Origin of the sequence: Corynebacterium lactis RW2-5 (assembly GCF_001274895.1) — a bacterium.
Classification (GTDB): domain Bacteria; phylum Actinomycetota; class Actinomycetes; order Mycobacteriales; family Mycobacteriaceae; genus Corynebacterium; species Corynebacterium lactis.
The window spans coordinates 501,112-526,932 of sequence record NZ_CP006841.1 but is presented as its reverse complement, the minus strand read 5'-3'; the positions used below and the strand labels follow the sequence as shown (position 1 = coordinate 526,932).

The 25,821-nt window shown below is 61.4% G+C and carries 22 protein-coding genes; 3 read left to right on the top strand and 19 right to left on the bottom strand.

Features of this window, described 5'->3' with window-relative positions:
- Nucleotides 1-849 carry a dienelactone hydrolase family protein gene (locus CLAC_RS02225; RefSeq protein ID WP_053411510.1) on the top strand — a complete coding sequence of 283 codons (849 nt, stop codon included), beginning with the start codon at nucleotides 1-3 and terminating at the stop codon, nucleotides 847-849.
- A 1-nt stretch (nucleotide 850) separates the two neighbouring features.
- On the opposite strand, the gene CLAC_RS02220 is transcribed toward CLAC_RS02225, so the two are convergent.
- The 18 genes from CLAC_RS02220 to eccCa form a co-directional block, all read right to left on the bottom strand.
- The gene (locus CLAC_RS02220; protein ID WP_156324745.1) at nucleotides 851-1,156 is read right to left on the bottom strand and encodes a hypothetical protein; all 306 of its coding nucleotides are present in this window, start codon (nucleotides 1,154-1,156) and stop codon (nucleotides 851-853) included.
- 3 nt (nucleotides 1,157-1,159) lie between these two features.
- Nucleotides 1,160-2,395 carry a hypothetical protein gene (locus CLAC_RS12785; RefSeq protein ID WP_169750314.1) on the bottom strand — a complete coding sequence of 412 codons (1,236 nt, stop codon included), beginning with the start codon at nucleotides 2,393-2,395 and terminating at the stop codon, nucleotides 1,160-1,162.
- Nucleotides 2,374-2,670 (bottom strand): hypothetical protein, encoded by a 297-nt coding sequence (locus tag CLAC_RS02210; protein WP_245621940.1) that lies wholly within the window; start codon nucleotides 2,668-2,670, stop codon nucleotides 2,374-2,376. Before CLAC_RS02210 ends, CLAC_RS12785 begins: the two co-directional genes overlap by 22 nt.
- Before the next feature lie 170 nt (nucleotides 2,671-2,840).
- Nucleotides 2,841-4,031, bottom strand: a complete 1,191-nt coding sequence (locus CLAC_RS02205) for a hydroxymethylglutaryl-CoA synthase (protein ID WP_053411508.1) — start codon at nucleotides 4,029-4,031, stop codon at nucleotides 2,841-2,843.
- 161 nt (nucleotides 4,032-4,192) lie between these two features.
- Nucleotides 4,193-5,245 carry a hydroxymethylglutaryl-CoA reductase gene (locus tag CLAC_RS02200; protein WP_053411507.1) on the bottom strand — a complete coding sequence of 351 codons (1,053 nt, stop codon included), beginning with the start codon at nucleotides 5,243-5,245 and terminating at the stop codon, nucleotides 4,193-4,195.
- Nucleotides 5,246-5,250: 5 nt separating this feature from the next.
- On the bottom strand, nucleotides 5,251-6,384 hold the full coding sequence (locus CLAC_RS02195) for a phosphomevalonate kinase (protein WP_245621939.1): 1,134 nt from the start codon (nucleotides 6,382-6,384) through the stop codon (nucleotides 5,251-5,253).
- A 10-nt stretch (nucleotides 6,385-6,394) separates the two neighbouring features.
- On the bottom strand, nucleotides 6,395-7,372 hold the full coding sequence (gene mvaD, locus CLAC_RS02190) for a diphosphomevalonate decarboxylase (RefSeq protein ID WP_053411506.1): 978 nt from the start codon (nucleotides 7,370-7,372) through the stop codon (nucleotides 6,395-6,397).
- Nucleotides 7,369-8,364, bottom strand: coding sequence for a mevalonate kinase (gene mvk, locus CLAC_RS02185; RefSeq protein WP_053411505.1), 996 nt, complete (start codon nucleotides 8,362-8,364; stop codon nucleotides 7,369-7,371). The genes mvaD and mvk overlap by 4 nt, the downstream gene beginning before the upstream one ends.
- A gap of 11 nt (nucleotides 8,365-8,375) precedes the next feature.
- Nucleotides 8,376-9,032 (bottom strand): isopentenyl-diphosphate Delta-isomerase, encoded by a 657-nt coding sequence (gene idi / locus CLAC_RS02180; RefSeq protein ID WP_053411504.1) that lies wholly within the window; start codon nucleotides 9,030-9,032, stop codon nucleotides 8,376-8,378.
- 17 nt (nucleotides 9,033-9,049) lie between these two features.
- On the bottom strand, nucleotides 9,050-10,393 hold the full coding sequence (gene glmM / locus CLAC_RS02175; RefSeq protein ID WP_053411503.1) for a phosphoglucosamine mutase: 1,344 nt from the start codon (nucleotides 10,391-10,393) through the stop codon (nucleotides 9,050-9,052).
- Nucleotides 10,394-10,465: 72 nt separating this feature from the next.
- Nucleotides 10,466-12,154, bottom strand: coding sequence for a VanW family protein (locus tag CLAC_RS02170; RefSeq protein ID WP_053411502.1), 1,689 nt, complete (start codon nucleotides 12,152-12,154; stop codon nucleotides 10,466-10,468).
- A 77-nt stretch (nucleotides 12,155-12,231) separates the two neighbouring features.
- On the bottom strand, nucleotides 12,232-14,097 hold the full coding sequence (locus CLAC_RS02165) for an acyltransferase family protein (RefSeq protein ID WP_425388800.1): 1,866 nt from the start codon (nucleotides 14,095-14,097) through the stop codon (nucleotides 12,232-12,234).
- Nucleotides 14,098-14,282: 185 nt separating this feature from the next.
- The gene (gene rpsI, locus CLAC_RS02160; protein WP_082313029.1) at nucleotides 14,283-14,846 is read right to left on the bottom strand and encodes a 30S ribosomal protein S9; all 564 of its coding nucleotides are present in this window, start codon (nucleotides 14,844-14,846) and stop codon (nucleotides 14,283-14,285) included.
- Nucleotides 14,843-15,286 (bottom strand): 50S ribosomal protein L13, encoded by a 444-nt coding sequence (gene rplM, locus CLAC_RS02155; RefSeq protein ID WP_053413203.1) that lies wholly within the window; start codon nucleotides 15,284-15,286, stop codon nucleotides 14,843-14,845. The genes rpsI and rplM overlap by 4 nt, the downstream gene beginning before the upstream one ends.
- A gap of 168 nt (nucleotides 15,287-15,454) precedes the next feature.
- The gene (locus CLAC_RS02150; protein WP_053411500.1) at nucleotides 15,455-15,742 is read right to left on the bottom strand and encodes a WXG100 family type VII secretion target; all 288 of its coding nucleotides are present in this window, start codon (nucleotides 15,740-15,742) and stop codon (nucleotides 15,455-15,457) included.
- Nucleotides 15,743-15,774: 32 nt separating this feature from the next.
- Nucleotides 15,775-16,101, bottom strand: coding sequence for a WXG100 family type VII secretion target (locus CLAC_RS02145; RefSeq protein ID WP_053411499.1), 327 nt, complete (start codon nucleotides 16,099-16,101; stop codon nucleotides 15,775-15,777).
- 158 nt (nucleotides 16,102-16,259) lie between these two features.
- Nucleotides 16,260-17,582 (bottom strand): type VII secretion-associated protein, encoded by a 1,323-nt coding sequence (locus CLAC_RS02140; protein WP_053411498.1) that lies wholly within the window; start codon nucleotides 17,580-17,582, stop codon nucleotides 16,260-16,262.
- Nucleotides 17,583-17,584: 2 nt separating this feature from the next.
- Nucleotides 17,585-21,481 carry a type VII secretion protein EccCa gene (eccCa, locus tag CLAC_RS02135; RefSeq protein ID WP_156324744.1) on the bottom strand — a complete coding sequence of 1,299 codons (3,897 nt, stop codon included), beginning with the start codon at nucleotides 21,479-21,481 and terminating at the stop codon, nucleotides 17,585-17,587.
- 243 nt (nucleotides 21,482-21,724) lie between these two features.
- On the opposite strand from eccCa, the gene eccD reads away from it, so the two are divergent.
- Both eccD and CLAC_RS02125 read left to right on the top strand, forming a co-directional pair.
- Nucleotides 21,725-23,128: a type VII secretion integral membrane protein EccD gene (gene eccD, locus CLAC_RS02130; RefSeq protein ID WP_053411496.1), complete on the top strand. Its 1,404-nt coding sequence runs from the start codon at nucleotides 21,725-21,727 to the stop codon at nucleotides 23,126-23,128.
- 206 nt (nucleotides 23,129-23,334) lie between these two features.
- On the top strand, nucleotides 23,335-24,402 hold the full coding sequence (locus CLAC_RS02125) for a S8 family serine peptidase (protein WP_211255366.1): 1,068 nt from the start codon (nucleotides 23,335-23,337) through the stop codon (nucleotides 24,400-24,402).
- Here the strand turns inward: CLAC_RS02125 and eccB are convergent.
- Entirely contained in the window at nucleotides 24,346-25,764 is a 1,419-nt protein-coding gene (gene eccB / locus CLAC_RS02120; protein ID WP_053411494.1) for a type VII secretion protein EccB, read from the bottom strand. The genes CLAC_RS02125 and eccB overlap by 57 nt on opposite strands.
- Between the last annotated feature and the right edge of the window lie 57 nt (nucleotides 25,765-25,821).

Here is a 25,821-nt window from a genome sequence, read left to right as displayed (position 1 = left end):
GTGGCTGAAAATTTGAAGACTCTGACATCCAATCTCGCGAAGCGCGGTCCTCACCGCGTGATGGTAGGCGATCTCGCCTTCACCGGGTTGCCCGGAAAGGTTTATACGCCCGCCGAAGGTAACGGAATCCCCGGCATCGCCTTCGCCCACGACTGGCGTACGCCGATTAAGGAATATCACGCCACACTTCGCCATCTCGCCACGTGGGGTATTGCCGTCGCAGCACCCGATACTGAAAACGGCGTTTTCGCTGATCACCGCGGGCTAGCCAATGACCTAGAGACCTCCCTGCAGATTCTCGCAGGTGTCCGCCTCGGCGAAGGTAAGGTCGTAGTCCATCCCAAGAAGCTGGGCTTGGCTGGACACGGAATGGGTGCCGGCGTTGCTGTACTCGCAGCTGCAGGCCACGAGGATATCGGCGCGGTCGGCTGCGTATTCCCCGCGACTACTTCCCCTTCCTCCACTGCAGCGGCTACTAATGTTTCCGCCCCGGGCCTGATACTCGCTCCAGGTGAAGATCAGTGGCTCGATCGAGGAAACCCGTTCCGACTAGCTCTCAGTTGGAAGGGCGATTGCGTCTACCGCGAGGTCGATAACGCCACCCAGGCCGGATTCTCTGAGACGAATCTTCTTCGCCGTCTCGCGGGGTTCTCCAAGTCTAACGTCAAGCATCAAGAAACTGCTCGCGCCGCACTTACCGGATTCCTACTGGCGACAATCGGAGCAGACAAGAAGTACGCTGCCTTCGCCGACCCGGACACCAACATCAAGGGCCTCACCAACCGCGATGAGGAGTGGCTCACCCAGCAACTCCCCGAAAATCCCGATCGCCCGCTACTCGGCCGTTAGCCTAGGCGCCCCGCACAATCGATTTCACCGTCGACCGCGGGGCCTTTCTCTTTCTCCCTCGGCCCGCGAAGATATTCTTCGGCACAGTTTTTCGGCCCGCTACCTCCTGCTCCGCAGTTTTGGCGCAAGCTTCCCCCGCTTTCTGCCCCGCTTGCCGACGCTCCTTCAATCGTCGTAGTTCTTCTAGCGCGCGGTCTATCTGAGCCTCGTAGTTTTCCTTGATTTTCGAAGCGCTCGCGTAATAGTCACGCGTAATGGCATCATACTTCTGACGATGTTTGCCAGAGTTTTCAAACGTATTCATCACCTGCTACCACTCCCCCGCGGCTGGAGCGTTGATAGTGTTCGGTGTTTCAGCGGCATCGTTGAATCGGGACTTTTCTTCTACAGCAGCCTCAGCCGGTTCCACTGGCGCTTGCCCCTGTGTAGCCCCCATATGCTCTAGCTTCTCCGCAGGAGGCGCGGGTTCAGGCGCGGGTTCTGGCTCAGGCTCGGGGCAAGGCTCTGGCTCAGGCTCGGGGCAGGGCTCGGGCACCGGTTCTGGCTCAGGCTCAGGGCAAGGCTCCGGCTCAGGCTCAGGGCAAGGCTCCGGCTCAGGCTCAGGGCAAGGCATCTCAAAATCCAAGAGAGAATCTGTAAAAGCACCGACAAATGCTTCTGTAGCCAGTGCTGCAGAGGCTCCAAGCTTTAGAGATCCTGTAATTCCTGCCTCCACCGAGCCGGTAATGGTTCCTGCCATTGCAGGTGCTGTCGCGCCGCCTGTCAAGAGGCCGCCAGCAGCATCACCGCAGGCTTCCCGCAACAAGGTTGGTGCGCATTCGGCCGCTGGAGCTTGAGTCCCCACAGTGGCCCCTACCGTGGCTCCCGCCGGAACCACCACCGGAATTACTACCGGAGAAGACTCCACGGGCGCCGGCGGAACCGGTGGCTCCGACACAATCGCGGATTCGGTGTCAGTACACGCTTGAGCCAAGCATGCTTCCATGCAGTCGTTGCGGGCTTGATACAGTTGTGCGCCGGAATCCACTAGCCCGTTGCCCACCGAGTTCGCTATTCCAGCGGCTTGGGGGCCGACTTCGGGGTCGTCGGCAAGCGGCTCTAGCTTTTCTAGTAGAACTTCCATTAGTTTTGCCATCTGCTCGAACTGCTGCTCACAGTGCTCAAGCATCTGCTCAATCTGCTTGGCGCACTCAGCATTGCTAGCTCCGCAGTCTGCACCACTTTCATCCTGCCTCTGGCACTCGCTGGCAGCCGAATCACAGCACTGCTTTGCGCCGTCGGCCCCCGCACCGGACATGCCCTCGAAGTTGAAAGTCCTGGCTAACGAGGTCATGCCAACGATAAGTCCAACAATGTCCGCAAAAACCGAAAGTGCCGAACGCTTCCAACCATTAGCGCGATTGGCCTTGTCGACGACCTCCCCTGCCCGAGAACCGACCTTCCCCATGCCGTGACGGTGGCCTATCCGATCAGCCCTGCCCAGGATTTGCATCAGCAACGGGCCGACTCTTGTAATCCAACCCATCAGGAATTCACCCCGATGCACTGCAGACTCCCCTGCGAATCCTGCTCGACATCAGCGAAGTTGCTCCACTGCTTGCCGATGGCGGGGCCGTGTGCCCCAAGCCCCTCGTACATGGCCGTCCCATGCTCACGCAGCTTCGCCACCGCGCGATTTAGGCGCCCACCTACAAGCGCAAACCCCTGACCACAATCCTCCGGGTGAATATCAGGCACGGCCGCCCACGCGGCGACCCCTTGATCAGACGCCTGCGTAATCTGACGTACGACGGCCTCAACCGCATCGCAAGAAAAACCCACTGGGGCAATGTCTTTCCCGTTTGCCCCTACACTCGACCCATTTGCCTTATCTGCGGACACGAAATCCCCTTCCCCCGCGAAATAGTTGTCACTATTCTTAGGCGCGAGGAAAGGGGATTCGGTTCCATTTCCGTCAGAGCAGGGCAATGCCCGGGTGCACCCGGGATACGCTAACGGGCGCGGTAAATGCGCTTGTGCCCCTCGACTCCGGTCCAGCTAAACGGGCCGGTACCGAGCATGGCCCCTTCGCCGACGTTCGAGTATTCGCCCGGATCGGTGTGCTTGACCTGGGCCAGCTTGTAGTAGGTCGGATCGTCGAGTTGGATACGAGCGTCGAGCTCCGCGGCGTTGTCCTCCGCGCGCAGCTGCGACTCGTAGCCTTCGACAACCGTGCCGGTCAGGAATTCAGCCACCGAGCCCGAGCCGTAGGAGGCGATGGCGACCTTCTTGCCGGCCAGGCCCTTCTCGGTATCCAGCAGGCCGAGAAGACCGAAGTAGGCCGACGCCGTGTAGGAGTTACCGATGATGCGGTTGTAGACCGTCGTCGGGCCAAGCTGCTCGGCCTCCAGATCCGGAGTCAGCGCGACACCGTTGTTAGCGCTGAGCTGGCGGTGCGCCTTGTACGCCATCTTGGTGAACGGCTGGTGGTAGCTGAAGTAATCGATTTCGCTGAAGTCAACACCGCCATGGGCGCGGTAGTCCTCGTATGCCCCCTGAACGGCATCGATATAAGCGCTGATGGACAGCTTGCCCTCCACCAAAGCTTGGCTACGGTGATTCGGCCGCCAGAAATCCATGACCTCGCGAGTAAAAACGCCGTTAGCCGCGTCAATAGCCAGCACGCGCGGGTTCGCGGTCACCAGCATGGCGACGGCACCGGCGCCCTGGGTCGGCTCGGCCGCGGAATCCAAATCATAGCGCGCGATATCGGACGCGACCACGATGACCTTTTCCTCCGGGTTGCGAGCAACCAGCGCGCAGGCGAACTGGAGCGCAGCAGTACCCGAGTAGCAGGCCTGCTTCAGTTCGACAGACCGAGTCTGGGGCGAAAGCCCAACCAGCTCGTGGACGTAGACTGCTGCCGCCTTCGACTGGTCGATCCCGGTCTCGGTGGCGAACATGATGGTACGCACTCCCTCGACCCCGGAACGATCAACAATCTTCTTCACCGCTGCGGCCGCCATGGTCACCGGATCTTCATCCGAGGCGACGACGCTGGAGCGCTCCTGCCCGAGACCCTTGTGGTACTTCGCCGGATCCGCTCCAAGCCTGGGTGCGATATCAGCCAAGTCGATGCGGTAGGAACCGGTCGCGAATGCGATGTCGTCGATTCCGACCGAGGTCACGTTATTAGTTGTCATTAAAACCGTGCTTTCACTGCCGTTACGGGACTCTTTACCGAGCCAATATGGGAGATGTCCGAGACAAAGTACGTTTGTCTCTAAACCTAGCTAGAACTTAACTAGAACCTAGCTAGAAACTAGCGCGAGGACCTGAGATTTGGCTTAGCTCTTATTCGGTCTCACTCGCTCTTGCTCGCGCGTTCGATGGCGACGTGCGCCTCCATCAGCTCACCCGGGTTCGTCTGCGCAGCCAACAAGGACAGCTCGCCGCACCATACAATCGCCGCACAACAGGCGGCCAGTCGACGCGCATTTTCTCCGGGCTCGCGATCTTCCTTGCATCCCAGTGCAGTGAGGTTCTTCTCGACAAAGTCGAGCCCTTTGCCGTTACCCACCGATCCCACGATGAGGTGCGGAAGGGTACAGGTGAACCGCACCGAACCGTCGTCAAGCGCCTCGACCTGGGTGAGCCCCTGCGAGCCTTCCACGATATTGGCGGCGTCTTGCCCAGTGGCCAGGTAGAAGCCCAGCAGCATGTTGGCGTAGTGAGCGTTTCCGCTGCGCAGGGAGCCCGCCATGATCGAGCCGACGAGATTCTTGCGCTCGTTGAGCTCCGCCAGGCGCTTGGCGGTGGTGCGCAGGCGCTCGCGGACGACCGGCTCGGGGATGACGGCCTCGGCAATCATGCACTTGCCACGCCCCAGGATGCCGTTGACTGCGGAGGTCTTCTTGTCTGTGCAGTAGTTGCCCGAGATGGAGCCGTAGCCCAGCTCCGGCATCTGTTCCATCAGGTAGGCCATCAGGCGCTCGGATGCCAGGGTCGCCATATTGTGGCCGGAAGCGTCACCGGAGAAGAAATCGAAGCGGACGAACAGCAGTCGCGAGGCAATCTGGAAGTGGATGTCGACCAGCTTCGCAAACCGCGAGGAGGACTCCACAACCTTCTTCAGCTCGTCGGTCCGGGCGATGATGTTATCGCGCGCAATTACCGCATCGGCCGCTGAATCAAGCGTGAAAATCACCGAACGAGTCATCTTTTCACTGACGAAGGTGCAGGTGATGCCGCCTTCAATCATGCGGGAGACCTTCGCACCACGGCCACACGACGGCCACAGCGGAGTCTCGTAGGTCGCCAGAGGAATCTTGACCTCATCGTTCATGACGTTGCCGCTGATGCGCACCGGGCCAATCCAACTGAGCGGTACCTGAGCGTATTCCACATCGTGAGCCATGGTGTCTAGAGGCCCTTTCTTGTAATTCTGCTGTTCTGCTTGTTAAAAACTTGCGTCTTAAAGTCTACGGCCAGTTCGAGGTCGAGTGGCCTAATCCCCGCCGAGGCCCATTGACGAAGAATCGTCTGGGCGTCGCCACCTGACGGCAGCACCGCGATTCCGCAGTCTCCCCCGCCCGAGCCGCTACTCTTGCCCGCCGCACCGTGCGCATTCGCGATATCAGCCAGCCGCTCGAGGCGATCCGTCTCAATGCACACGCCCCGCTGACTCTCGTAGTCCTGCAGCAGCCTGCGGTTTTCCCACAGCGCCTCCATGCATGCCACCCGGTCGTGCTCGGCCAGGCCGCGCCAGAGCTTCTCACTTAACGACGCCACCGCGGTCACAAATCGCCCACCGTCAGCGGTGCGAACCTCGTCCACCGGCCCCGCTTTGGCCAGCTGCGAATCGGTCTTCACCGGGGTTCCAGTCCACCCGACCAGCAGGGAGAGCTCGGATAAGTCCGCCCTGGACTCAATCTGCAGGTTCGGCCACTTTCTCGCTAGCGCACCGGCAGGGTCGGTGGCGGCCAGAGCCGATAACTCGACCAGAGCATCAGGCTCGGGGCGTCGGTAGAACACCACTCCCCCGTGACTCGAGCAGGCGATATCACCGCCCGAGCCGGCCGCGCCCGATGCAATCGTGGCCAAGAAAGCTAACTTGAACACCTCGAGGTCGCTCAGAGCAAGACCAATCTCGCTGGCTACAGCTCGTACAACCGCAACAGCAACAGCGCCGGAGGAGCCGAGCCCGAACTTCTGGCCACTCGCCTTATCGTCTAGCCCCGAAACGATGTCGATATCCACGGCGTACCGGGCCCACCGGGCCCCACGCTGGACGCCAAGGCGATAGACCAGCGAAATCGCGTGCGCGACTATGTCCTGCTCTCCCTCCAGGACTCCGCCGGACAGACGCCTGCCCTGCTCGTCGTAGTACGCCGAGTGCACGATGCCGGTTGTCTCATCCGAATCCGTGGAGACCAGCGTGGCCGTTGCGGATACGTAGCGGTTTACGCCTGCGATTACAGCTGCACCCAATGTGGACATAACCGCGAACTCTCCGGTCAGATACAGCTTGCCGCACCCGCGGCCGATACTGGTCACTTCGCTTCCTTTACATCAGGTACGCGCCCGGCCCCGAGCCAGAGACCAGCACATCGATGCCGTCGAACTCCGAACGGAAACGACAAGCAATCGCCTCGGCGTCACCGCTGCGGCAGATCACTTTTACATTCGGGCCCGCATCCATCGTCGCGTAGCATTCTGTGCCCTCCTCGCGCAGGCTAGCAACAAGATCCAGCGCGGCGACCGAGTCGGAGTTCCAGTAGCGCACCGGTGGCAGCGCCCCCAGCATTGTCGCGTGCATTCGCATCGCGTTGGCCTCCGCCAGCGATCCCACCGCCGTGAAATCGGCTGCGGCAATAGCGGCCTTCATCTCCTCAATGTCGCGGGGTACCTGCTCTACCCACGCAGAGAAGAACGGGGATGTCGCCACCGTCTGGCGCATAGCGGCGCGACTGTCAATCTTCTTGCGACCGGGCGAGAGCACCGCAACAACAAGGCTCAATTCCAGCCCGGGGTTGTCCAGCTCCACCGCGTGGCTGGAGGCGTCGTCGTGCCCCGGCAGCCACTCCACGAGGCCACCGAAGATGGAGCGGCTCGCCGAGCCGGATCCCCTCCGCGCCAGCGCCGACAACTCGGCCTTCGAATAATCCAAACCGAAGGCCTTCGCCGCAGCCAAGGTCAACGCGGCGAAACCGGATGCCGAGGAGGCCAGCCCCGCGCCCGTCGGAATCTCGTTGACGCTGTCGACCTGAGCGTAGGCCTGGCTGCCTGCGCGCTCGCGAACGAGGTCCAAGAACTTCTGGACTCGGGCCAGGTCCTTGCCGCGCATCTCCTCCCCGTTGAGCGTGCCGAGGTCGGCGGCGACCTTGGGGTCGTCGGAAAGAGTGACGGTGGTAGTCGTCGGAGCGATTCCCAGTGTCAGGGACAGGCTGCCAGTGGCGGGCAGCTGCATAGCCTCGTCCCGCTTGCCCCAATACTTGATCAGGGCAATGTTCGGATGCGCAACGGCGGTAGCACTAACACTCACGACGGATTAACCTCCACGGTCCAGGTAGCAACTGCATTCGCGCCCATCATCGCGTGCGCGATGAGATCGGCGTGATCGACGGAATCGGCAAGAGCGATGACACAACCACCGCAGCCGGCGCCGGTCAACTTCGCGCCCGAGGCTCCCGCTAGGCGAGCCGCGGTCACCAAATCGCTGATGGTCTCATGCCCGACACCCAGCTCATCGAGGGCGGACTGCGCAGCATTCATACGTTGCCCAAGGCGCGTGATATCGCCCTTGGCCAGGTGCCGTACAGCGGCGTCGGTAAGATCACCCAAATCGTCGAGCAGCTGCTGCCCGCGGACTCGGTGGGAATCGACGAATCCTCGCACACGCGCCACGGCGATGGACGTGGAACCGCGCACGCCAGTATCTCCGATGACCAGCCACATCTTCTTGCCGACCCGCAGCGGATGGAACTTCCCACGCTGGAAGTACACGGGACCGGCCGCGCGGGTGGCCGTGGCGTCGAGCCCGGACGGGTTGCCGTGAGCAACGCGCTCGGCCTCCTGCACTAGCTCGAAACGCTCGGCCTCGGTCAGGGCGCCATCAGCTAGGTCGCGGACAGCGTCGATGACCGCGTGAGCCACCGCGGCGGAACCTCCGAGTCCGGCGGCCGGCGGAATTCCCGAGCGTAGGCGAATCAGCAAATCCTGCTCAGGCAGGCCGAACTTGCGGAGAGCAGCACGCGTGGCCGCCGCAATCGAGGCAAACCGATTTGGCAGCTCATCGATGCTAATGACCTCGCCGTCCATGGAAAATAGGACCGGTGAATCCTCGACCCGGTCGATCCACGCCATCGTGCGCAGGGAAGTCACCGGCAGAGCGATGGCAGGCTGGCCATACACCACCGAGTGCTCGCCCATCAGAATGGACTTGGCATGGGCTTCTCCGAAGGCCGCGCCCTGCTCATTTGCGAGTGCGTAAAACTCCCCGGTAGCCATATCCTCCGTATCATCTACGCTGGTCACGGTTTTAAAAACTACCTTTCGTCCGTCTGGACAGAACGGGCCGCTGCAACGGCTTCCTCCGGGCCATGAATCCCGGCGATGCCTTCGATATCGAAGCCGAACTTAGAAAACTTCTCAGCGCCCACACCCCACACGTGATTGAACCACTGGGTCATCGGCTCATTCGCGCGGCGAGTGGCGAGTTCGGCAGGTGTTACGTAGACGATCTCGTCGACCTCGTCAGGGTTTAAGTCAATGCTGTCGGTGTCTACATACCCTGCGTAGACGTGGTTGTACTCGTGCTCCGACAGGCCTGTGCGATCGTCGTCAACGCGGTATGTGACGATGCCTATCTCCTCCAAGTCGGACACATCCGCACCCAGCTCCTCTTTCGCCCGCCTTTCGACGGCATCGGCGACGGGCTCTCCCGGAAGCGGGTGGGAGCAGGTGGCATTCGTCAGCAGAAGCGGCGAATGGTACTTCGCCTTCGCGCGGCGCTGCAGGAGCATGCGGCCGTCGTGGTCGAAGAGAAAGAGAGAGAAAGCACGGTGAAGGATTCCCGGGGGAACATGAGCTTCAAGCTTGCCTACCGTACCCAGTACCCGGCCCTCAGTGTCGACGACCTCGACCTGAATATCGGCCTCGCCTGGGGCAAAACGCGCCTGGATGTTCTCTAGGGAGTTGTTCATAGCCACAACTATTGACTTTAGACGGATGCCACCACGGCAGCTAACTCGCCCGCAATCTTGCGAGCGGACTCAGCGTCAGCAGCCTCGACCATCACTCGGAAGAGCTCCTCGGTGCCGGACGGGCGCAGCAGAACGCGGCCAGTCTCCCCCAGCTTCTCCTCCGCACGGGCAATCGCAGCCTTGACCTCCGGCGAGTCCATGATGACCGCCTTATTGGATACCGGTACGTTGATCAGCGTCTGCGGCAGCACCTTCATCACGCTGGCCAGCTCGGCCAGGGACTTGCCGGTCTGGGCCATCCGGGACATCAGGTACAGGCCGGTCAGCGTGCCGTCTCCGGTGGTCGCGTGATCCGGAATCACCACGTGCCCCGACTGCTCGCCGCCCAGCGAATAACCGCCGGCATTAAGGTCCGCCAGGACGTAGCGGTCGCCGACCTTTGTCGTGCGCAGCGTGATGCCGTTGCGCTGCATAGCCAACTTCAGGCCAAGGTTGCTCATTACTGTGGCCACCAGCGTGTTGTGGTGTAGCAGGCCCTCATCCTTCATCGACACCGCCAGGATAGCCATAATCTGGTCACCGTCGATAAGGTTGCCCTCGGAATCCACCGCGAGGCAGCGGTCGGCGTCGCCGTCGTGAGCAAGCCCCAAGTCCGCGCCGTGCTCCACCACAGCAGCCCGGAGCACATCGATGTGGGTAGAGCCGCAGCCATCGTTGATGTTGTAAGAGTTTGGCTTGTTGTGAATCGCGACAACGTCAGCGCCCGCGGCCGCATAGGCCATGGGCGCGGCTTGCGATGCGGCGCCGTTGGCGCAGTCCACGACCACACGAATGCCATCCAGCTTGGCGCCAACTGCGCGGGAGAGGTGGAAGAGGTAGCGGTCGAGGCCGTCCGGAGCCTCCTCAATAACGCGCCCCACGCCGGTGCCGGTCGGACCGGTCTCCTGCAGGTTGTGGAGAGCGTGCTCAATCTCCTTCTCCACCGCATCGTCCAGCTTGGTGCCGCCTGCGGCGAAAAACTTGATTCCGTTATCGGGCATCGGGTTGTGAGACGCCGAAATCATAACGCCCATGTCGGCACCGTAGTCATCCGTAAGGAATGCGACGGCGGGGGTCGGCAGTACCCCGACGCGGAGCACGTCAACGCCCTGCGAGGCCATACCCGCAGACAACGCCGCGGCCAGCATCTCGCCGGAAACTCGGGGATCGCGCCCGACGATAGCGAGTGGCCGGCGCCCGGAGGGATTTGAGCCAGACGTCAGCACCGTCGCCGCAGCAGCGCCCAGCTTCATCGCCAGGGGCGCGGTCAGCGTCTTATTCGCCAGTCCACGGACGCCGTCAGTTCCGAAAAGACGTGCCATTGTTTCTCGACCACTCCTTAAAGGTCTTTTCAATTACCGCTTCACTCTAGCCGGTTTCGCTCTCAATCGAGATTAGCTGCAACGCACAATCGGCTGCGGGTCGTACACGGTGGTCTGGGTCTGGCGCGAAATCTCGTTTCCAGCGAGGTCGCGGATAATCCGCGTATCCGACGTCGTAAAGCCCTGCGCGCCCGATGACGGCGAGCACGTCGGCCCCGAGAGGTTCATCGGCTGCGGCGACGTGTAGTTCCAGCGGCCGCCGTTAACGGACTCAACATCCACAGTCTTGACTCCCTTGAGCCGGACAGTGACCTGGCCACCGTCGACGAAGGACTCAATGATGACCGGGTTCGCCGAGGTGTTCTTAAACTGCAGGTCGATTGCACCCTCGAAGACCGTGGCTTCACGGCCCGCCGGGTAACGGGAGATGTAGTAGCTGTGCGCGGTGTGGGCCACGTCCTCCATCCCCGCGAAGTACGCGGCGTTGTAGAGAGTCGTCGCAAACTGGCTGATGCCGCCACCGACGGCCTTGTCCGCGTGACCGTTGAGAATAATGCCCGACTCGACGAACCCCTGAGCAGTGCCGCGGGGACCCGTGTAGCCATTCAAGCTGAAGGTCTCGCCCGGCGCGACGAAGGCACCATTGACCATCTGCGCAGTCAGGGCAATGTTCGTTCCAGACTCGGCGGTGAAGCCACCCGTAGTGAACTCGCCCACGACATCGTCGAAGCGCGCGGCCTCCGCCTGCTGAGTGGTGAAGGTTGCCGGCACGTCCTTATAGACGGCATCGAACTCTCGCCCTTCCTCACCTGTGACGCGCGGGGCGAAGTCCTTAAGCGTGTCCTCCCAATTGATCTCCACGCCATCCACCGACGGGCTCACTGCCTTGTCCCCGCCCGCGAAGCTAACCTGCGCATTGCGCACCTCAACCTCCGAGGCGCTAAGTCCCTCACTGAGAATCTCGCGAGCCCGGTCCGTGTTGACGTCGGCACGCAGCTTCTCGCCATCGCGCACGAAAGTTACAACTTCCCCCATGCGCTCAACCGGGATGATGCCGTTGATGCCATCGCGGCCCTTGGCCGTAATCGGCGAGGATACCGCGGTCTTCGCCTCACCGTCCGCAATCTGCCTTACCTGCTCCTCACCAATCGCCGGGGCCGCCACCGACGGGGTGATGTCGATGCCGCCGGGCTTCAGCCACTCGCTGGACAGTTCCTCCCCCAGCTCCTGCTTATCGACGGACTGGCCAATCACGGGGCGGGACTCCTCCACACGGCCATCCTTGAGCGACACCGCGCCGTCCACTGGGGCGACGCTGAGTTCTCCCGCAAGACGGTCAACCTCGGCATTGAACTTGCCCTGATCGACGTCGCTGACGATATCCAGCTCATGCTTGCTAAAGAAACTACGCACCCAAGTGATTGGGTTTGCCGTCTGCTTCCCGGCCTGGGCAACCGTCTCCTCCCAGTTGATGCTCAACCCCGCGGATGCAGGGTCGACCACGGCCAAGCGCTGCCCGGCACGAAGATCAATCTTCCTCGTTGCGATATCGCCCAGCGATTGCTCCAGCTTCGCCTCCGCCTGATTCGAACTCAGCGTACTGATGTCCACGCCCGCTACCGTCGAGCCACGGGGGACATGGCCCTTGTTAAGGACGTAATCGACGGCGAAAAAAACGCCAAAGAGGACGAAGACGCCCACGATAACGCCGACGGCGATTTTCGGCGCCCGACGCCCCTGCTTACGCTGATTTTTTGCCACGAAAAGCACCTTACCGTGAAATCGCAAAGTGCAATACTTAGATGAACCTTATTTATTTGCGAAGCGCCGTAAGTTACCTAAACACCGCACTTGCCCGGAATCTTCTTGTCGTTTTCCGCATACTGGCGGAACGCTTCCTTCACCGCGCCGGCGTAGATCTTCGCACCGTCGGGTGTCGGGTGAATTAAATCGCCGCGCAGAACCGAAGTGTCGTCGCGCACACCGTGACACCAATCCGCGACATACACGTTGTCCCTCTTCTTCGCGGCGTCAATTACTTCCTTTTCTGACTGCGGCATCCACGCGCGATCCCCATAGGGGTTGATCAAGACAATAATGCGGTCCTTGCCGAGCGAATCCAAAATCTCGTCTAGGAGCTTGTCATCCGAAGCTGCCGCCGACTGGTTAATCCCCAACCCCAGGACGACAAACGGATCGAGGGTATCCGCGGCTTTCATCTGCTCGATAATTGCCGGGGCCGCCGGGTATCCACGGGAGACCGCGGCATCAATGTAAATACCTGGGAGCTCCTCATCGAGCGCCTGCTGAGAGGCCAGCATCACCGAGTCGCCGATGGCAGTTATCTGATCGCCTCTCGGCATAAAGCGCTTTGCCAGTTCCGCCTCCTCAGCCTTCTTCGCCGCTGCACGCTGCTGGGCGGCAAGCTCGAGCTGCTGCTCCAGCCGAGTCATTGACGGACCTGTAAACATCGCGAAAACAGCCAGTGCGACGACTGCCACCCCAGCAGCTGGAAGTAGGTAATCCCTCCACGCGATTGCAGGGCTCTTCTTTGGCTTTACTGACTCGAACCACGCGCGGTAGCCATTGCGACGAATCGGAGTTTCGACATAGCGGAACGACCATGCGGACAGACCCAGCGCAGTTGCCAGACCAACTAGCGCGGCGACATCCTGGTACTGGGTCCACCCATTGCGCTCAAGCACCTCTCGGATGAGGACAATCATCGGCCAATGCCACAAGTAGAGAGAAAACGACACCTTTCCGAGCCAACGCATCGGAGACCAGTTAAAAATCGTGTGGACGGGGTTTGCGCCACGAATCACTAGGTAAAGAAGGCACGCGCCCAACAATGAGGCAATAACCAGTCCGCCGTTGTAGGTAAACGCTGCAGTATCAGGCATCGTGAAAAGGACCGTGCCCATCGCAATTAGAGGCAAACTAGAGGCGACGAAAGCCTGAGCAGAGCTGCCAAAGTAGTCCCGCAGCAGCGGCTCTATCCGCGGCCACGAGTCAGCCGTCGATTTCGGCGACGTGGAGGTCAAAAGCAGTGCCAGCGTTGCACCAATCAAAAGCCCGAACGCGTGGGTGTCTGTTCCGTAGTAGACGCGGGTCGGGTCAGCGGCAGGATCATACTGTAGAGCCATTGCAAAGAAGGAAGCTACCGCACCGGCTGCCGCCCAATAGCCGAGGCGCCGGAGCTTAATCCCTATCGCCAGCAGCGCTACGAACACCAGCGGCCAGAACACGTAAAACTGTTCCTCCACCGCCAGAGACCAGTAGTGCGCCAAAAGTTGCACACCAGAGTCGGCGAAGTAAGACTCGGATCCTGCAATCTGGGTCCAGTTGTTTACGAAAAACAAGGTCCCGAAGAACTGCGTCGTAAGGCCCACTGCCGGGTCTCCCCCAATGATTCCCGCGGCGGCGATTGAGACAACTAGTACAAAGATCGCCGCCGGGGCGATTCGACGAAGTCGGCGCAGCCAGAAATCTTTCAGGTCAATACGACCCGTGACCGCGCGCTCGCGAATCAGCAGAGAGGTAATAAGGAATCCGGACAAGACAAAGAAGAGGTCCACACCAACGTATCCGCCGGGCATGATGTCTCCGAAGAAGTGGTAAAGGACCACGGCGAGGACCGCCAAACCACGTAGCCCGTCAATACCGGGTACCCGGCGAATCCGGAAGGGGTGCTTGGAAATCACGCGCATCCTCTCTTGTCCTCAACTTGGCGGAGCATTCCCACATGGCTCCTCTACAATGTGGAAAACATTAATGACCCGAGGGGCGAAAGTGGTCCACGACAGGCGTAGACGCCCACGAAATAGAAAACACCCCCACCTTGCGAAAAATATCCGCAGGTGAGGGTGCAAAGTACTGCAGCTGAAACTTAACGCTTCGAGTACTGCGGTGCACGACGGGCCTTGTGCAGACCAGCCTTCTTGCGCTCGACGGCACGAGCATCGCGGGTGAGGAATCCAGCCTTCTTCAGAACGCCGCGCTCCTCCGGGTTGAACTCGTTGAGTGCACGAGCGATAGCCAGGCGCAGAGCACCTGCCTGACCGGACGGGCCACCACCGTGGATGTTGGCCTTGATGTCGAACTGAGCCTCGCGCTCAACCAGAACCAGCGGGTCCTTGATCTCCTGCTGGTGCAGCTTGTTCGGGAAATAATCCTCGATCTCGCGGCCGTTGCAGACAATCTTGCCGGAGCCGGCGGTCAGTACGACGCGGGCGACAGCGCGCTTACGGCGACCAACGGTCTGAATCGGGCGATCCAGGGTCAGCGGAGCAGCCGGAGCTGCCTCAGCCTCGACGGACTCGGTTGCAACAGCATCGCCGATGGAGGAGGTGAACTCCTCGGTGGCGGCAGCAGCTGCAGCCTGAACGTCGTCGTAGGAAGCCTCGGTGGACTCTACGTTCTGGTTCTCGTTAACGTCCTGTGGGTTGGTCACTGTGCCACCGCCTTGATCTCGTAGTTTTCAGGCTGCTGACCGGCGTACGGGTGCTCAGAACCGGCGAAGACGTGCAGCTTTTTGATGGACGCACGCGAAAGCTTGTTGTGCGGCATCATGCCCTCAATAGCCTCAGCGATAACGCGCTCCGGGTGAACCTCGAGGGAACGACCCAGGGTCATCGACTTCAGACCGCCCGGGAAGCCCGAGTGGCGGTAGCGCATCTCACGTTCCCGCTTGTTAGAGGAGACGTGCACCTTGTCGGCGTTGATGATGATGACGTGGTCACCGCAGTCGACGTTGGGGGCGAAGTAAGCCTTGCCCTTACCGCGCAGCAGATCTGCGGCATGAGTAGCCAGACGGCCGAGAACAACATCGGTAGCGTCGATGACGTACCACTTGCGCTCGATGTCACCGTCCTTCGGGTGGAAAGTAGACAACATGACTCCTTTTAGGGTCCGTGTAGATTCTGCCAGCCACTGTGCGCACCGTTGTCACTCCCCGGCGGCCGGTGGAGACCCGAGGCAACGTATGGCGCGCGCGCACAGAATGGCTACTTTACCGTGACCAGGAGCGAGAACCAAAATCTTCTTTAATGCACCGCGCACCTAGCCCCAGCTGGCCGCCGCACGACGGTTGATATCGGCCATGCGATCGCTGCCCTCGCTGACGGCCCCCGCGATGGTGTTCAGAATCTGGTTGAGTTCTTCAGCCGCCGTATCCCACTCACGCTGCGCGGCCTGGTAGGAATCTGCGGAATCGCCTTCCCACGTCGCCACCATCGGCTGGATTCGCGACTTCAGGTCTCCCAACAGCTCAGCAATCGAAGCCGAAGTGGACCGGATGTCCTCGGCCGCACTGTTAATGCCGCCAAAACCGTAGTGAATAGTATCCATTTTTTTGCTCCAGTCTCTCAGTAGATTTTTGATTACAGATTCAGTAGCGACGATCCGGCTGCGCCAACGCGGTTGAACGCCTGCGTACCTTCCTGTTCGCCCTCATCGAAGCTGGTGGAATTAGCCCGGATGTTTTCTGCGATATCGGTCAGCGCCGAAGAGAGCCTCATCGCAGCGTCATCCCAGCGGAGCATCAAATCGTCGAATGCTGCCTTGGCCTGACCACGCCAATCCCCCGCGAGCCCATCAACAACGCCCCTGATTCGGGAAAGCTCTCCTTGGACCTCGGCGTTGACGCCATCGACATCACCCGCCGTAGTCCTCATCTGCGATGACTCAGTTGCAAAAATGTTTGTCACTTTAAATTCCCCCTAGTATCCGGCAGTGACCTGGTATCGAATCAGACGGTAAAAGGACCGTCATACTTGTTGGCGCGAAAATCACTGTTTCGGTTCCATCTTTTTTTCGCTCACCCCACCCATCCCCCCCCCTGCCTCCGTCGAGGAATCCCTTGGCTCTAGAGCGCCGGAATTGCGGATTGCACGGCCTTTTCGCAGGCGGGACGCTGCCGAGGAATGTCGGAGCCACGGAATTGACAGCCGACGCTGACCTGAACCCCGTCAATAATTTTGTGATGCCACAGCACCACCGACTGGCCTGAAGGTGGTCTCTCTTGCAGCGTCACCATGTCGATTCCGTACAGCTGAGAGCGGACGGGAATGCTCATCGTCGCGTCCACCTCTGAATGACTGGTCAGCCCCGCAACGATATGCTCCAGGGACGCGCCGTCGGAAAGCGGATAGGACTGAGCGACCACGCGCATATCCCCGCCGTTAACGGCGATGAGGCGGTCGCGGGGGCTGGTGTCATCGCGCTGCCACCCTCCGGGCAGAGACAGCGCCACGCCCGCAAACTCGATGTCCACGTCGATGGGCGCAGGATCTTGGGGTTTGGGTGGCGGTGGCGAGGCCACTGAGGGCTGGGCGTGGACCGATCTGCTTTCCGACGGCGCGGGCGGGAAACTCCCCTCTGCGTCGCGCGCGCCCATGTGCGGAATTGCCCAGATTAGGCCCGCTAGAACCACTACGCTCACTGCGAGGACACCAATCGCTACCGCGACCTGGGCTTTCTGGCTGGGCTCCTCAGAGCCAGAGGGAACGCCACCAAAGTCCGGCGTCGGCTCAGCGGGGCGGGGTGTAGGCGTCGGCATAGGAGAATCCGCGAGGCTCTCGCAGGGGACAACGAAAGACAGAAATCCCCGGGAACGCAATCGGTCGACGAGAGGCTGACGCCTGAGAACGGGATAACCCGGTGGGGTCTCGGCGACGATGAACTCCACTGAGTCAACCCACTTCTTCGGGTACTCCGTGACTCCCCGGCCTCCGTTTACCTCGACTGGGTCGGGCACCCCAGACGGGTCATCCGGGGATGCGGTCAGCTGATAAGCCACCGCAATAACGGTTTCCACCAGCGCTGCGCCTTCTCCACCGCCGACGGTGTGAATCAGCCTGCTCACCCGCCGTGGCCCCGTCGTCCGAGTAACGCAGACCCGTTCCTTCTCCACCTCGACGATTATGCTGTGCGCGACGCTGGGAGGCTCGAGCTCTGAGACGGCATCGGCAAGCTTCACAATCACCGGGTTGATCCCCTGGTCAATCAGTTTTTGGGCGAGTTTTCGCTGCCGCGGCAACGCCCAATAGCTGGGGATTACCACGGTATGTATCGACTGCAGCAGGCTTCGCCTCGCGTCCGGCGTCGGCGTGAATTGATGATTCAGCCCGACCGCGGCCATGCCCCACAGGTGCCATGTTCCCTCCCGAAGGGTATCCAAGCTGTCCACGGCTAGCTCTCCTCCTGCCTTGCGACCGTGGCGAACTGAACGATCTCGAAGGGCCTGCCATGCGCGATCCAGTGCCCTCGGCCCGGAGGTTGTTCGGTGGGCACAATTCCCATGATTGGCCCATCTTCCCTGGTCCCCGACATCACGAAGACCGTAGCGCCCTGGTCCTTCACGGCCCCCATTACTGGGTCGTGAAGTGAACGAAGGGCCCCGCTGATCCGTCGCGCAAACACGATATTCAAACCAATGTCCGCTGCGTGCGGGATGATATCCGCCAGTGGCGCCAGCGGGTTCGCCCGAGAGCCTACGACCAGGTCATAATCGTCGACCACTAGCGTGATGGCAGGGCCCGACCACCAATTGCGCGCCTTCAACTGCGCCGGGGTGATTTCGGGACTGGGGAGGCGCTGCCGCAGCCTCTCCGCCAGTTCCTCCAGCAACGGCGCGGCCACTGCGCTCGAGCCTGCGTATCCGGCCATTCTCTCCGGGGCAACTGCCTCCATCAGGCCGCGTCGATAGTCGACGACAACAAACTTCGATTCTGAATGGGCGCGCTGCAATTGCTGCATAACCGTCATAAGTGCCGATGTCCGACCAGAACCGGCGGCCCCAAATATGAGCAGGTGACGATCCTTTTCCGGGTGAAATACCACGGTGCCCAGGCCCGCTTCCTCCAGGCCGATTGGCACCGCGCCCGCGCGCCGCCCCGTCGGCATCGGCAGGGCATCGACCTCGACCAGGCGAGGCAGAAGCCGCAGCTCGGGCGCGGCTGAACGCCCATGTTCTTGCGCTGAGTACTCCGCCACCAGCGCGGTGTCCCGGGCGTCGGAATAAGCGATAAGCATCGCCAGCCCTCCCACGGCAACTCCTCGACCCGGACTCGTTGGAACCAGCTCCGCAGCTTTCCGGTCAATAACGGAATCGATGGCCTCCGCCTGCCGTAACTCAATCCGTGTTCCCATGAGATCACGTATCGACGGCCTTAGCTCGGACCATCTATGCGCCGTCAAAACGACGTGAATTCCGAGTGAAAGTCCGTCGGAGATTAGTGCCGAGACGTCGTCGGACAACGCCAGGTGCTCCGCCCGAAACGCCGACCATCCGTCGATGATCAGCACGGCATCGGGATTTCCCGCAGCGCGGGCGGCCTCTGGGGTGAGCCAGTTGTTTTCCCGAAAACGACGCTCCCGACTGACAATCTCGCGCCGCAAAGACCCCACAATTCGACGAATCAACTCCTCGTCGGCCCTGTGCGCGAGGGAACTCACGTGCGGCAAACTCGCGAGGTCGCTCAGACCACCCGCACCGAAATCGATGACGTAGAAGTGCAATTTCTCGGGCGCCGTTTGCCTCGCCAATGCCAGCGTGAGCGTCCGCACCGCGTTGGTCTTTCCCGACTGCGGAGCCCCGACAATCGCCACGTGCCCGCCGGTCCCTCGCAAATCCACAGACAGGGTGTCCTGGCGCTGATGAAGGGGCTTATCGACGAGACCAATCGCCGCAGTCATTGCTGAACACGGCTCGACTCCTTCCGGATCCGACAGGTCTAGCGGAACCTTCGCAGGAAGGGGCGGCAACCACACACGGTGCGCTCTAATCGGTATGTGCTCCACCGACGAGACAAAGGACTCGAGAATCGTCTTGCCCTGTGTACCGACGGAAGTTTCCTCATCCGTAGGTGTCTGCTGCTTCTCCTGCATCCGACTCACCAGGTTCGGCTTCGCCAGAGCGGAAAACTCTGCAACCACGGCTGCTGCCGAGGCCACCGCGGGCTCTCCCCGTTCCCCGGTGAGTTCTGGCACAGGCCCCGAAACATACGCGGAGCGAAAACGCACCGGCTCCGAAGACGATGACTTGATAAACCCGATTCCAGGAATTGCCGGCAAATCAAAAGCATCCGGGGCTCCCAGAACACTCCGAGACTCCGCTGCTGAGAAGGTCTTGAGAGCCACACGGTAGGAAAGGTGGCTTTCCAGCCCTCTCAGTCGCCCCTCTTCCAGGCGCTGGCTGGCCAGCAACAAATGCATGTGCAGACTACGCCCCAGCCGCCCAATGGCGACAAAGAGCTCGGCGAACTCCGGGCGTGCGCTGAGCAATTCTGAGAACTCGTCTACCACGATCAGTAGCGCAGGCAGCGGCGGGTTGCTATTCGTGCCGGAACGCCGCGCCTGCTCGTACTCCGCGACACTCGAGTAGTTTCCCGACGCTCGCAATAGTTCCTGGCGCCTTGTCATTTCCCCGCGCAGCGCGTCCTCCATCCTGTTGACCAGGGACAACTCGTCTTCGAGGTTGGTGATAACCGCGGAGACATGAGGCAAACCGTCCAGCCCTAGGAAGGTCGCCCCGCCTTTGAAGTCGACCAACACGAAGTTCAGCTGCTGCGGGCTGTGAGTCGCAGCTAGCCCGACGACAACGCTCCGAAGAAACTCGGATTTGCCGCTACCTGTTGCACCAATACACAGGCCGTGCGGCCCCATCCCACCCTCTGCGCTTTCTTTAAAGTCCAGGTAGACGGGGGAACCATCATCCTTCGCCCCTACCGGGATACGAAGGCGCGCAGTTCCAAGACGCTCCCGGTAGCGGACCGTTTCACGAGGCGGCACCAACCCCAGCTCCGACAAGACGGGATCGCCTTGGCTGCTTTTCCGCTCCTCCTGATCGACTTCCCACGAAACTGCCGCGAGGCCCCGGGCTAGGACCTCCGCCTCAGCCTCCGAAAGTGCATCAGCTTCGGCAACTGTCTGACTCCCCGACTCAGTCTCGGCGATCACCTTTCCCCCATCGACGCTGAGCGCAAGCCCGTAGTCAATCGCAGCGTCCCACAGCGATTGGCTGTCAGCACCGCCGATGCTAAGGATTACCACTGAATTATCAGTCCCCGCGGTCTCTACGATCTCGGAGAGGCTTTCGGTATCGAGACCATCAGTAGGGGCGATAAGCACAACGACCAATACCGCGGGCATCCGCTGTGCCGCGCGCAGTTGCCCAACCGCGGCGGACAGCTCCGAGCAGCTGCCAAAACGCAGCCGAGCCGCCCCAGCCTCGTCACCGTGTAGCCCCGCTACCCACTGCGAATGATGCCAGTGATGAGGCAACCACTTCAGCCAATCCCACCTCAGTTGCGGCTCCGACCTCGTAGAGGCGAGCTCGTCGACCGCGACAATCGCGCACTCCTTCGGATGATGCAGCGCCGCCACCTGTCCAATCAGTGCGCGCCCGAGGTCCTGGGCACCGTCGGCAAGCGCGATTAGCGGGAAGGCCTTCATGTCGATTGCCAGTGGCACTCTCTCTACACGGAGGGCGTCCCTGATGACCTCGCGCAGGGCCACCGCCGAGACGGGATCGAGCTTCTCCGGAGCCGGAATCGCAGGAGGCGCCACCGGGGTCGCCGGCTGTTGTGTTCCGCGCCCCAGCCGCACCACCATGAAGTCCGAATCCTGCGCCGAGCGCTCAAAAGCCCTGCCCACCCGAGGAATCTGCCACAATGCCTGCGGGTCGGGGTGAATAAACTCCGCGGCCTCCCGCTGCCGATCGGCGGCCTTCGCCACGGCCCTCCTCACGCTGGAGAGGTGACGCTGGTAATCCCGGCGGGGCCCGGAGATATCCTTTCCTCCCGCACCGCCCGCTCCCGTGGCCATCATTCCCACCGTCGACACCACCATCATCAGCGGAAAGAGAAAGGACATCGGGTTTCGCCCCATCCCTGAGACGAACATCAAAGCCACCATGCCGACCACCGCGATAACCATCACAATCGGCATCAAAACCCGCATTAGAGGAACACTCTGCGGCTCAGGCGCCTCCGGCGGCGCGTCCGGCGCAATAGTCCCCGACATAGGCTGCGGCCCGACTACCCGGCGCTCCCCCACCCTAATTTCCTCGCGTAAACCAGTACTCACGTTGAAAAATCCCCCCCCCCCGGGTTCACAACAAATTATCTGTCCCCTACCTCTGCGTCCGCGCTCATCAGCGCTATCCCCGACGAGAAGTGGCTTCAGAATAGACCACGGCCCGGACCGGCGCAGGGGAAGCCACCTCCATTCGAGTAGCGGAATCCGCGCAATGGGGTAAAAGTTTTTAATACAAACGCATGCGCGGGGTCAGGCACCTCCGCGCGAAATCATCATTTGGGGGAAATCAACATGCAGGGGGAAATTGTCAGGGTGCGCATTGACGCAACGCAAGCGCCATCGGAAATCACGCGGCTTAGGGCTGATGTCGCTCTGCCGACGACGGTCCCGACCGCAGCGCTGATTCCGGATATAATCCGCATCTTCGGCATCGATATTGCCGACTATCCGCTGGCCCAGTGGCAGCTGCGCACCTCCACGGCGACCGGCGAGGCCCTTCCCGCTGGCAGTACCCTCGCCGAAACCTCCGTTTCGCACGGGGACCTGCTGGTTCTCTCCAACGACCCCGGCCCGACTCCCGCTCCAAGGCTTTACGACGCCGCGGACGCACTTGCCGAAAACAGCTCGGGCATCGGTATCGTCGATGGCTTTGTCGGCCGGACCACTGCGCTAGCGGCGACGGGAGCTCTTTCCGCTGCGATGCTGACACTGAGTCGGACTGACTTCGTGCTCGCGGCAGCAATCTGCTTCATAACCGCAGTGGCTCTGTTCGCAGGGGTTCGAGTGGCGATTACCCGCTCCGCGGCCCCAGCTACAGTCTCGGCTCTCGTTTGCCAGGCGATAACCGTGTCCATAACCTGCGCCATCGCTTTGCCTGGCATCGACCCATTTGCGATGTTCGACACCTGGGAGCCCTCCGCCGCTGCTGCGGGGACCCTTCTGGCTGCCGGGATAGCCTTCTTCCTACTTCGCCCGGACCATGCTGTTTTCCCCGGATACGCTCGGGTATTCGCAACCTTCGGGTCCGGATCTATCGTGGCTGGACTCACACTCGGATGCTATCCCCTGGCCCTGACGCTGCTGGGATCTCCGTCCCGGGCTGCCGCTGCGGTCGTCGCTGTAGCCACCGTAGCCCTCCTGCTCAGCCCCACGGCAGCGATTTCGCTGGCGGGCATCCGAGTGCCACGCATCCCGGCTGCCGGGGAGCCATTTGACGAGCCCTCCACCGTCGAGACAAAGGCCGACGCTCCGATAAGAGCCGGTTGGTATCTCGATGGTTTCACCCTGGTACTCGCACCTGCCATGGCCGTATCGACCATCTTCGTCCTGTTTGCCGCCCCTCATGGTGCGCCGCTCTGGCAATTGACTCTGGGCGCAACCGTCGCCGTTTTCGCCGCGGTGCACTCGCGAGGCCACGCGCGTATCCTTCCCGCGGCCGCGGCGGCCTTGTCAGCCGTATCCGTGCTGCTCGCTATCGCAGCCCACCAATTCGGCACTGGCAATTGGCACGTATCGACCGCAATTGCAGTACCGCTGCTTGCCGCCACCTTGTTGGTCGCGATTCCCTCCGACCAAATATCCCCAGTTACGCGCCGCATCGCGGAGTTTGTCGAGGCAATCGCCATCGCAATCGTGCTTCCCCTGGTAGCAGTCCTCATCGGCATCCCCGAGCTAATTAGCGGGGCATTTCAATGATCTCCTCCCGCAACAAATGGCTGAACTCGCTTCCCGGACGCATACGCCAAGCCCGAAGGTGGCGGTGCACCTCAGGAATTTTCCTAGCTCTTTTAAGCGGAATGTCCGCACTTCCGGAGCTGGCCCATGCTCAACCCCAGCAGCACTGCCAAGCGACCGGACTCTCTAACGAAGATGTGGTGTACTCCGCCACTGAATTCGAAAAAATGCTGAATTTCCGCAGCGCCTGGTCCTTGTCCATGGGCAGCGGAGTCACCGTTGCGGTCATCGACACGGGAATATCCGCCCATTCGCGCCTAGGTGAAGTAATCGACGGGGCAGACCTTACCGACGGGGGCGGCGCCCTCGTCGACTGTGATGCGCACGGAACCTTCGTGGCAGGCATAATCGCGGGCACCGCCGGGAAGGATCTTTTCGCAGGAGTCGCGCCCGGCGCGCGCTTGCTCTCCATCAAGCAGACCGCTGACGGCCACGGCGATCTATATTCCCTCGCAGAGGCCATCAACATCGCACTCGACCGGGGCTCCCGAGTCATCAATATTTCTCTGACCTCATGCTCCTCCCCTGAGCACCTACCACCCGGGGTGAATGAGGTGGTCAGCGCCGTCGAGAGGGCAGAGCGCGAGGGCGCAGTAGTCATCGCAGCGGCGGGAAACAACAGCGACACGTGTCAGGAAGGAGCCATCGCCTGGCCAGCGGTACTGTCTCAGGTCGTGGCCGTCGGCGCGGTGCAGACGAGTGAGGATGGACAGTTCGCCCCGACGGCATACTCTCTGACCGGGCAGTGGATAGACATCTCCGCGCCGGGCGGACCCGTCCTCGGTCCCGACCCGAACGACGCGGAAGCACTAGCCGACCTTCACGTCACCGAATCCGCATCCGGCCCGGGGACTGTGCGACCTATCGCAGGAACCAGCTTCGCGGCTCCCGCAGTCTCCGGCACAGCCGCCCTAATCATTTCTCGCGAACCGTGGCTTTCTGCCTTTGCCGTCCGCGAGAAGATTATCTCCTCGGCAACGCCTATCGACTCAACGCTTGAAATCGGACACGGCGTGCTCAATCCGGCGGCGGCGCTGTCCTGGGACGCTGCGGATCTGACCGCGCAGTCCTCCAGAGAAGTCTCGCCCGTGCCATCCGCGTCTCCGTCAGCCGATTCCGAACCCGGATCTCGCACGGCGGGGCTTCTCCTACTGTTAGCCAGCGGAATGTGTCTCTGGCTACTCCTGCGCGCTAGCAGTAGGAGGAGTTCCCCTCAAACCGATGGGCCGAAGTGAATCCTGCCTGGTTAACTCGGCGCCGAGCCTAAACGGCGCAAGCATCGGCCAGTCAATGGCCACAGCGTAACCGAATCCCAGCTCGCTCAGCGCTGTGCGATTCTGAACCTTGTAGCGGGTGCCCTCCGGAGAAATCAGATGCATCGTCCCTGCGGTACGGACAGGAAGTGCGTGAGCCTTTTCTGCCCGGCCATCGATGAAACCGTCCACTGCAGGCCCCTGCCCGTCCGCGTGAGGATAGGCAATCTCCCGGCCTGAAGGCTGCTCCGAGCTCCATGCCACGCGGGGCTCCGCCACCGTCTCACCCGGACTCCTGCCGACATCAGCCTGCCCCGTGTAGTGCCTGCTCGAGCACATCCAGCCGATTGCGCTGGAGAAAACAGGCCGTTCGTCGGGAAGGCCTTTGACCTTCAGCGCTGGCGCTACCGGGATGGTCGCTAACTGTTCCTCCGTGGCCTCCTCTACACTTCCTACTGCTCCAAGCAGTTCCCCGAGGACGCTGGTGAGGGTGGCCGCGCCGTCGGCAAGCACTACCACGCGCCGGTCGCGCACCTGCACAATATTGCCCACGGTGTCGAAAGGGACGGCGAAGCCCGTCGAGTGCCCGCGATTGGGGATGGCGGGAATTTCGACGGGCGAAGCCTCCGGAATGGAGCGGAGCATTGCTTGCCCGACAGGACGTACCGGAGCCCCATCGATACCAAGTGCCCGGGACACCGCCGGATCAGCAGGGTCGATGCGCGCTCGATTCCCACGGTGAATCAACCAGGTATGGACCCCGTCGTGAGCGAGGAAAGTCAACGAGTTTTCACGCGCGCTCTCCTGCTCCGCATCTGCGAGCCTGGTCACGGTCTTACGTATCGACGGGGCTGCAGCCAGCTCAGAGGAAGTGTACTCACACATCTCCACGGCTACACCTGACTCGGCATCGAGCGTTAAAGTCTCTGCTGGCACCCTTGGTGCGCCAGGAATACCCAGGGGAAAGCCAATCTCCGCCCGGCCCAAGGCGTCCTCGCGAACCCGCTGTGGCACGGCTGGCTGCCCTAGAATTAGCCTGGCGGAGGCAAGATTCGCCACTGGATGCAGGCGCTTATCCACCCTGACGTACATCGCCTGCGAGCCTTCCACCACAAGTAGGTCCGCCTCCGCCACAGCCGCAGCCCCCGGACGAACCAGAGTGAGTACTGCGGTACCTGCCGCCATAATCGCGACCAGTGCCCCTCCCACAACCAGCGCCCGGCCGCGAGTGCGCAGCGGATCGTGCAGCATTCTCGCATCAGCGCGAACTAGCGCGTGCTCAATCCTTCGAAATAGAAACCTATGCCCGCTGACCTGCGCAGGCGTTGTTGGCGTACGAGGCATACTTTCCCCCAAGAATTTTCCCCCACAAATACTCTTCGCACTGCAGATTAAGCCCTC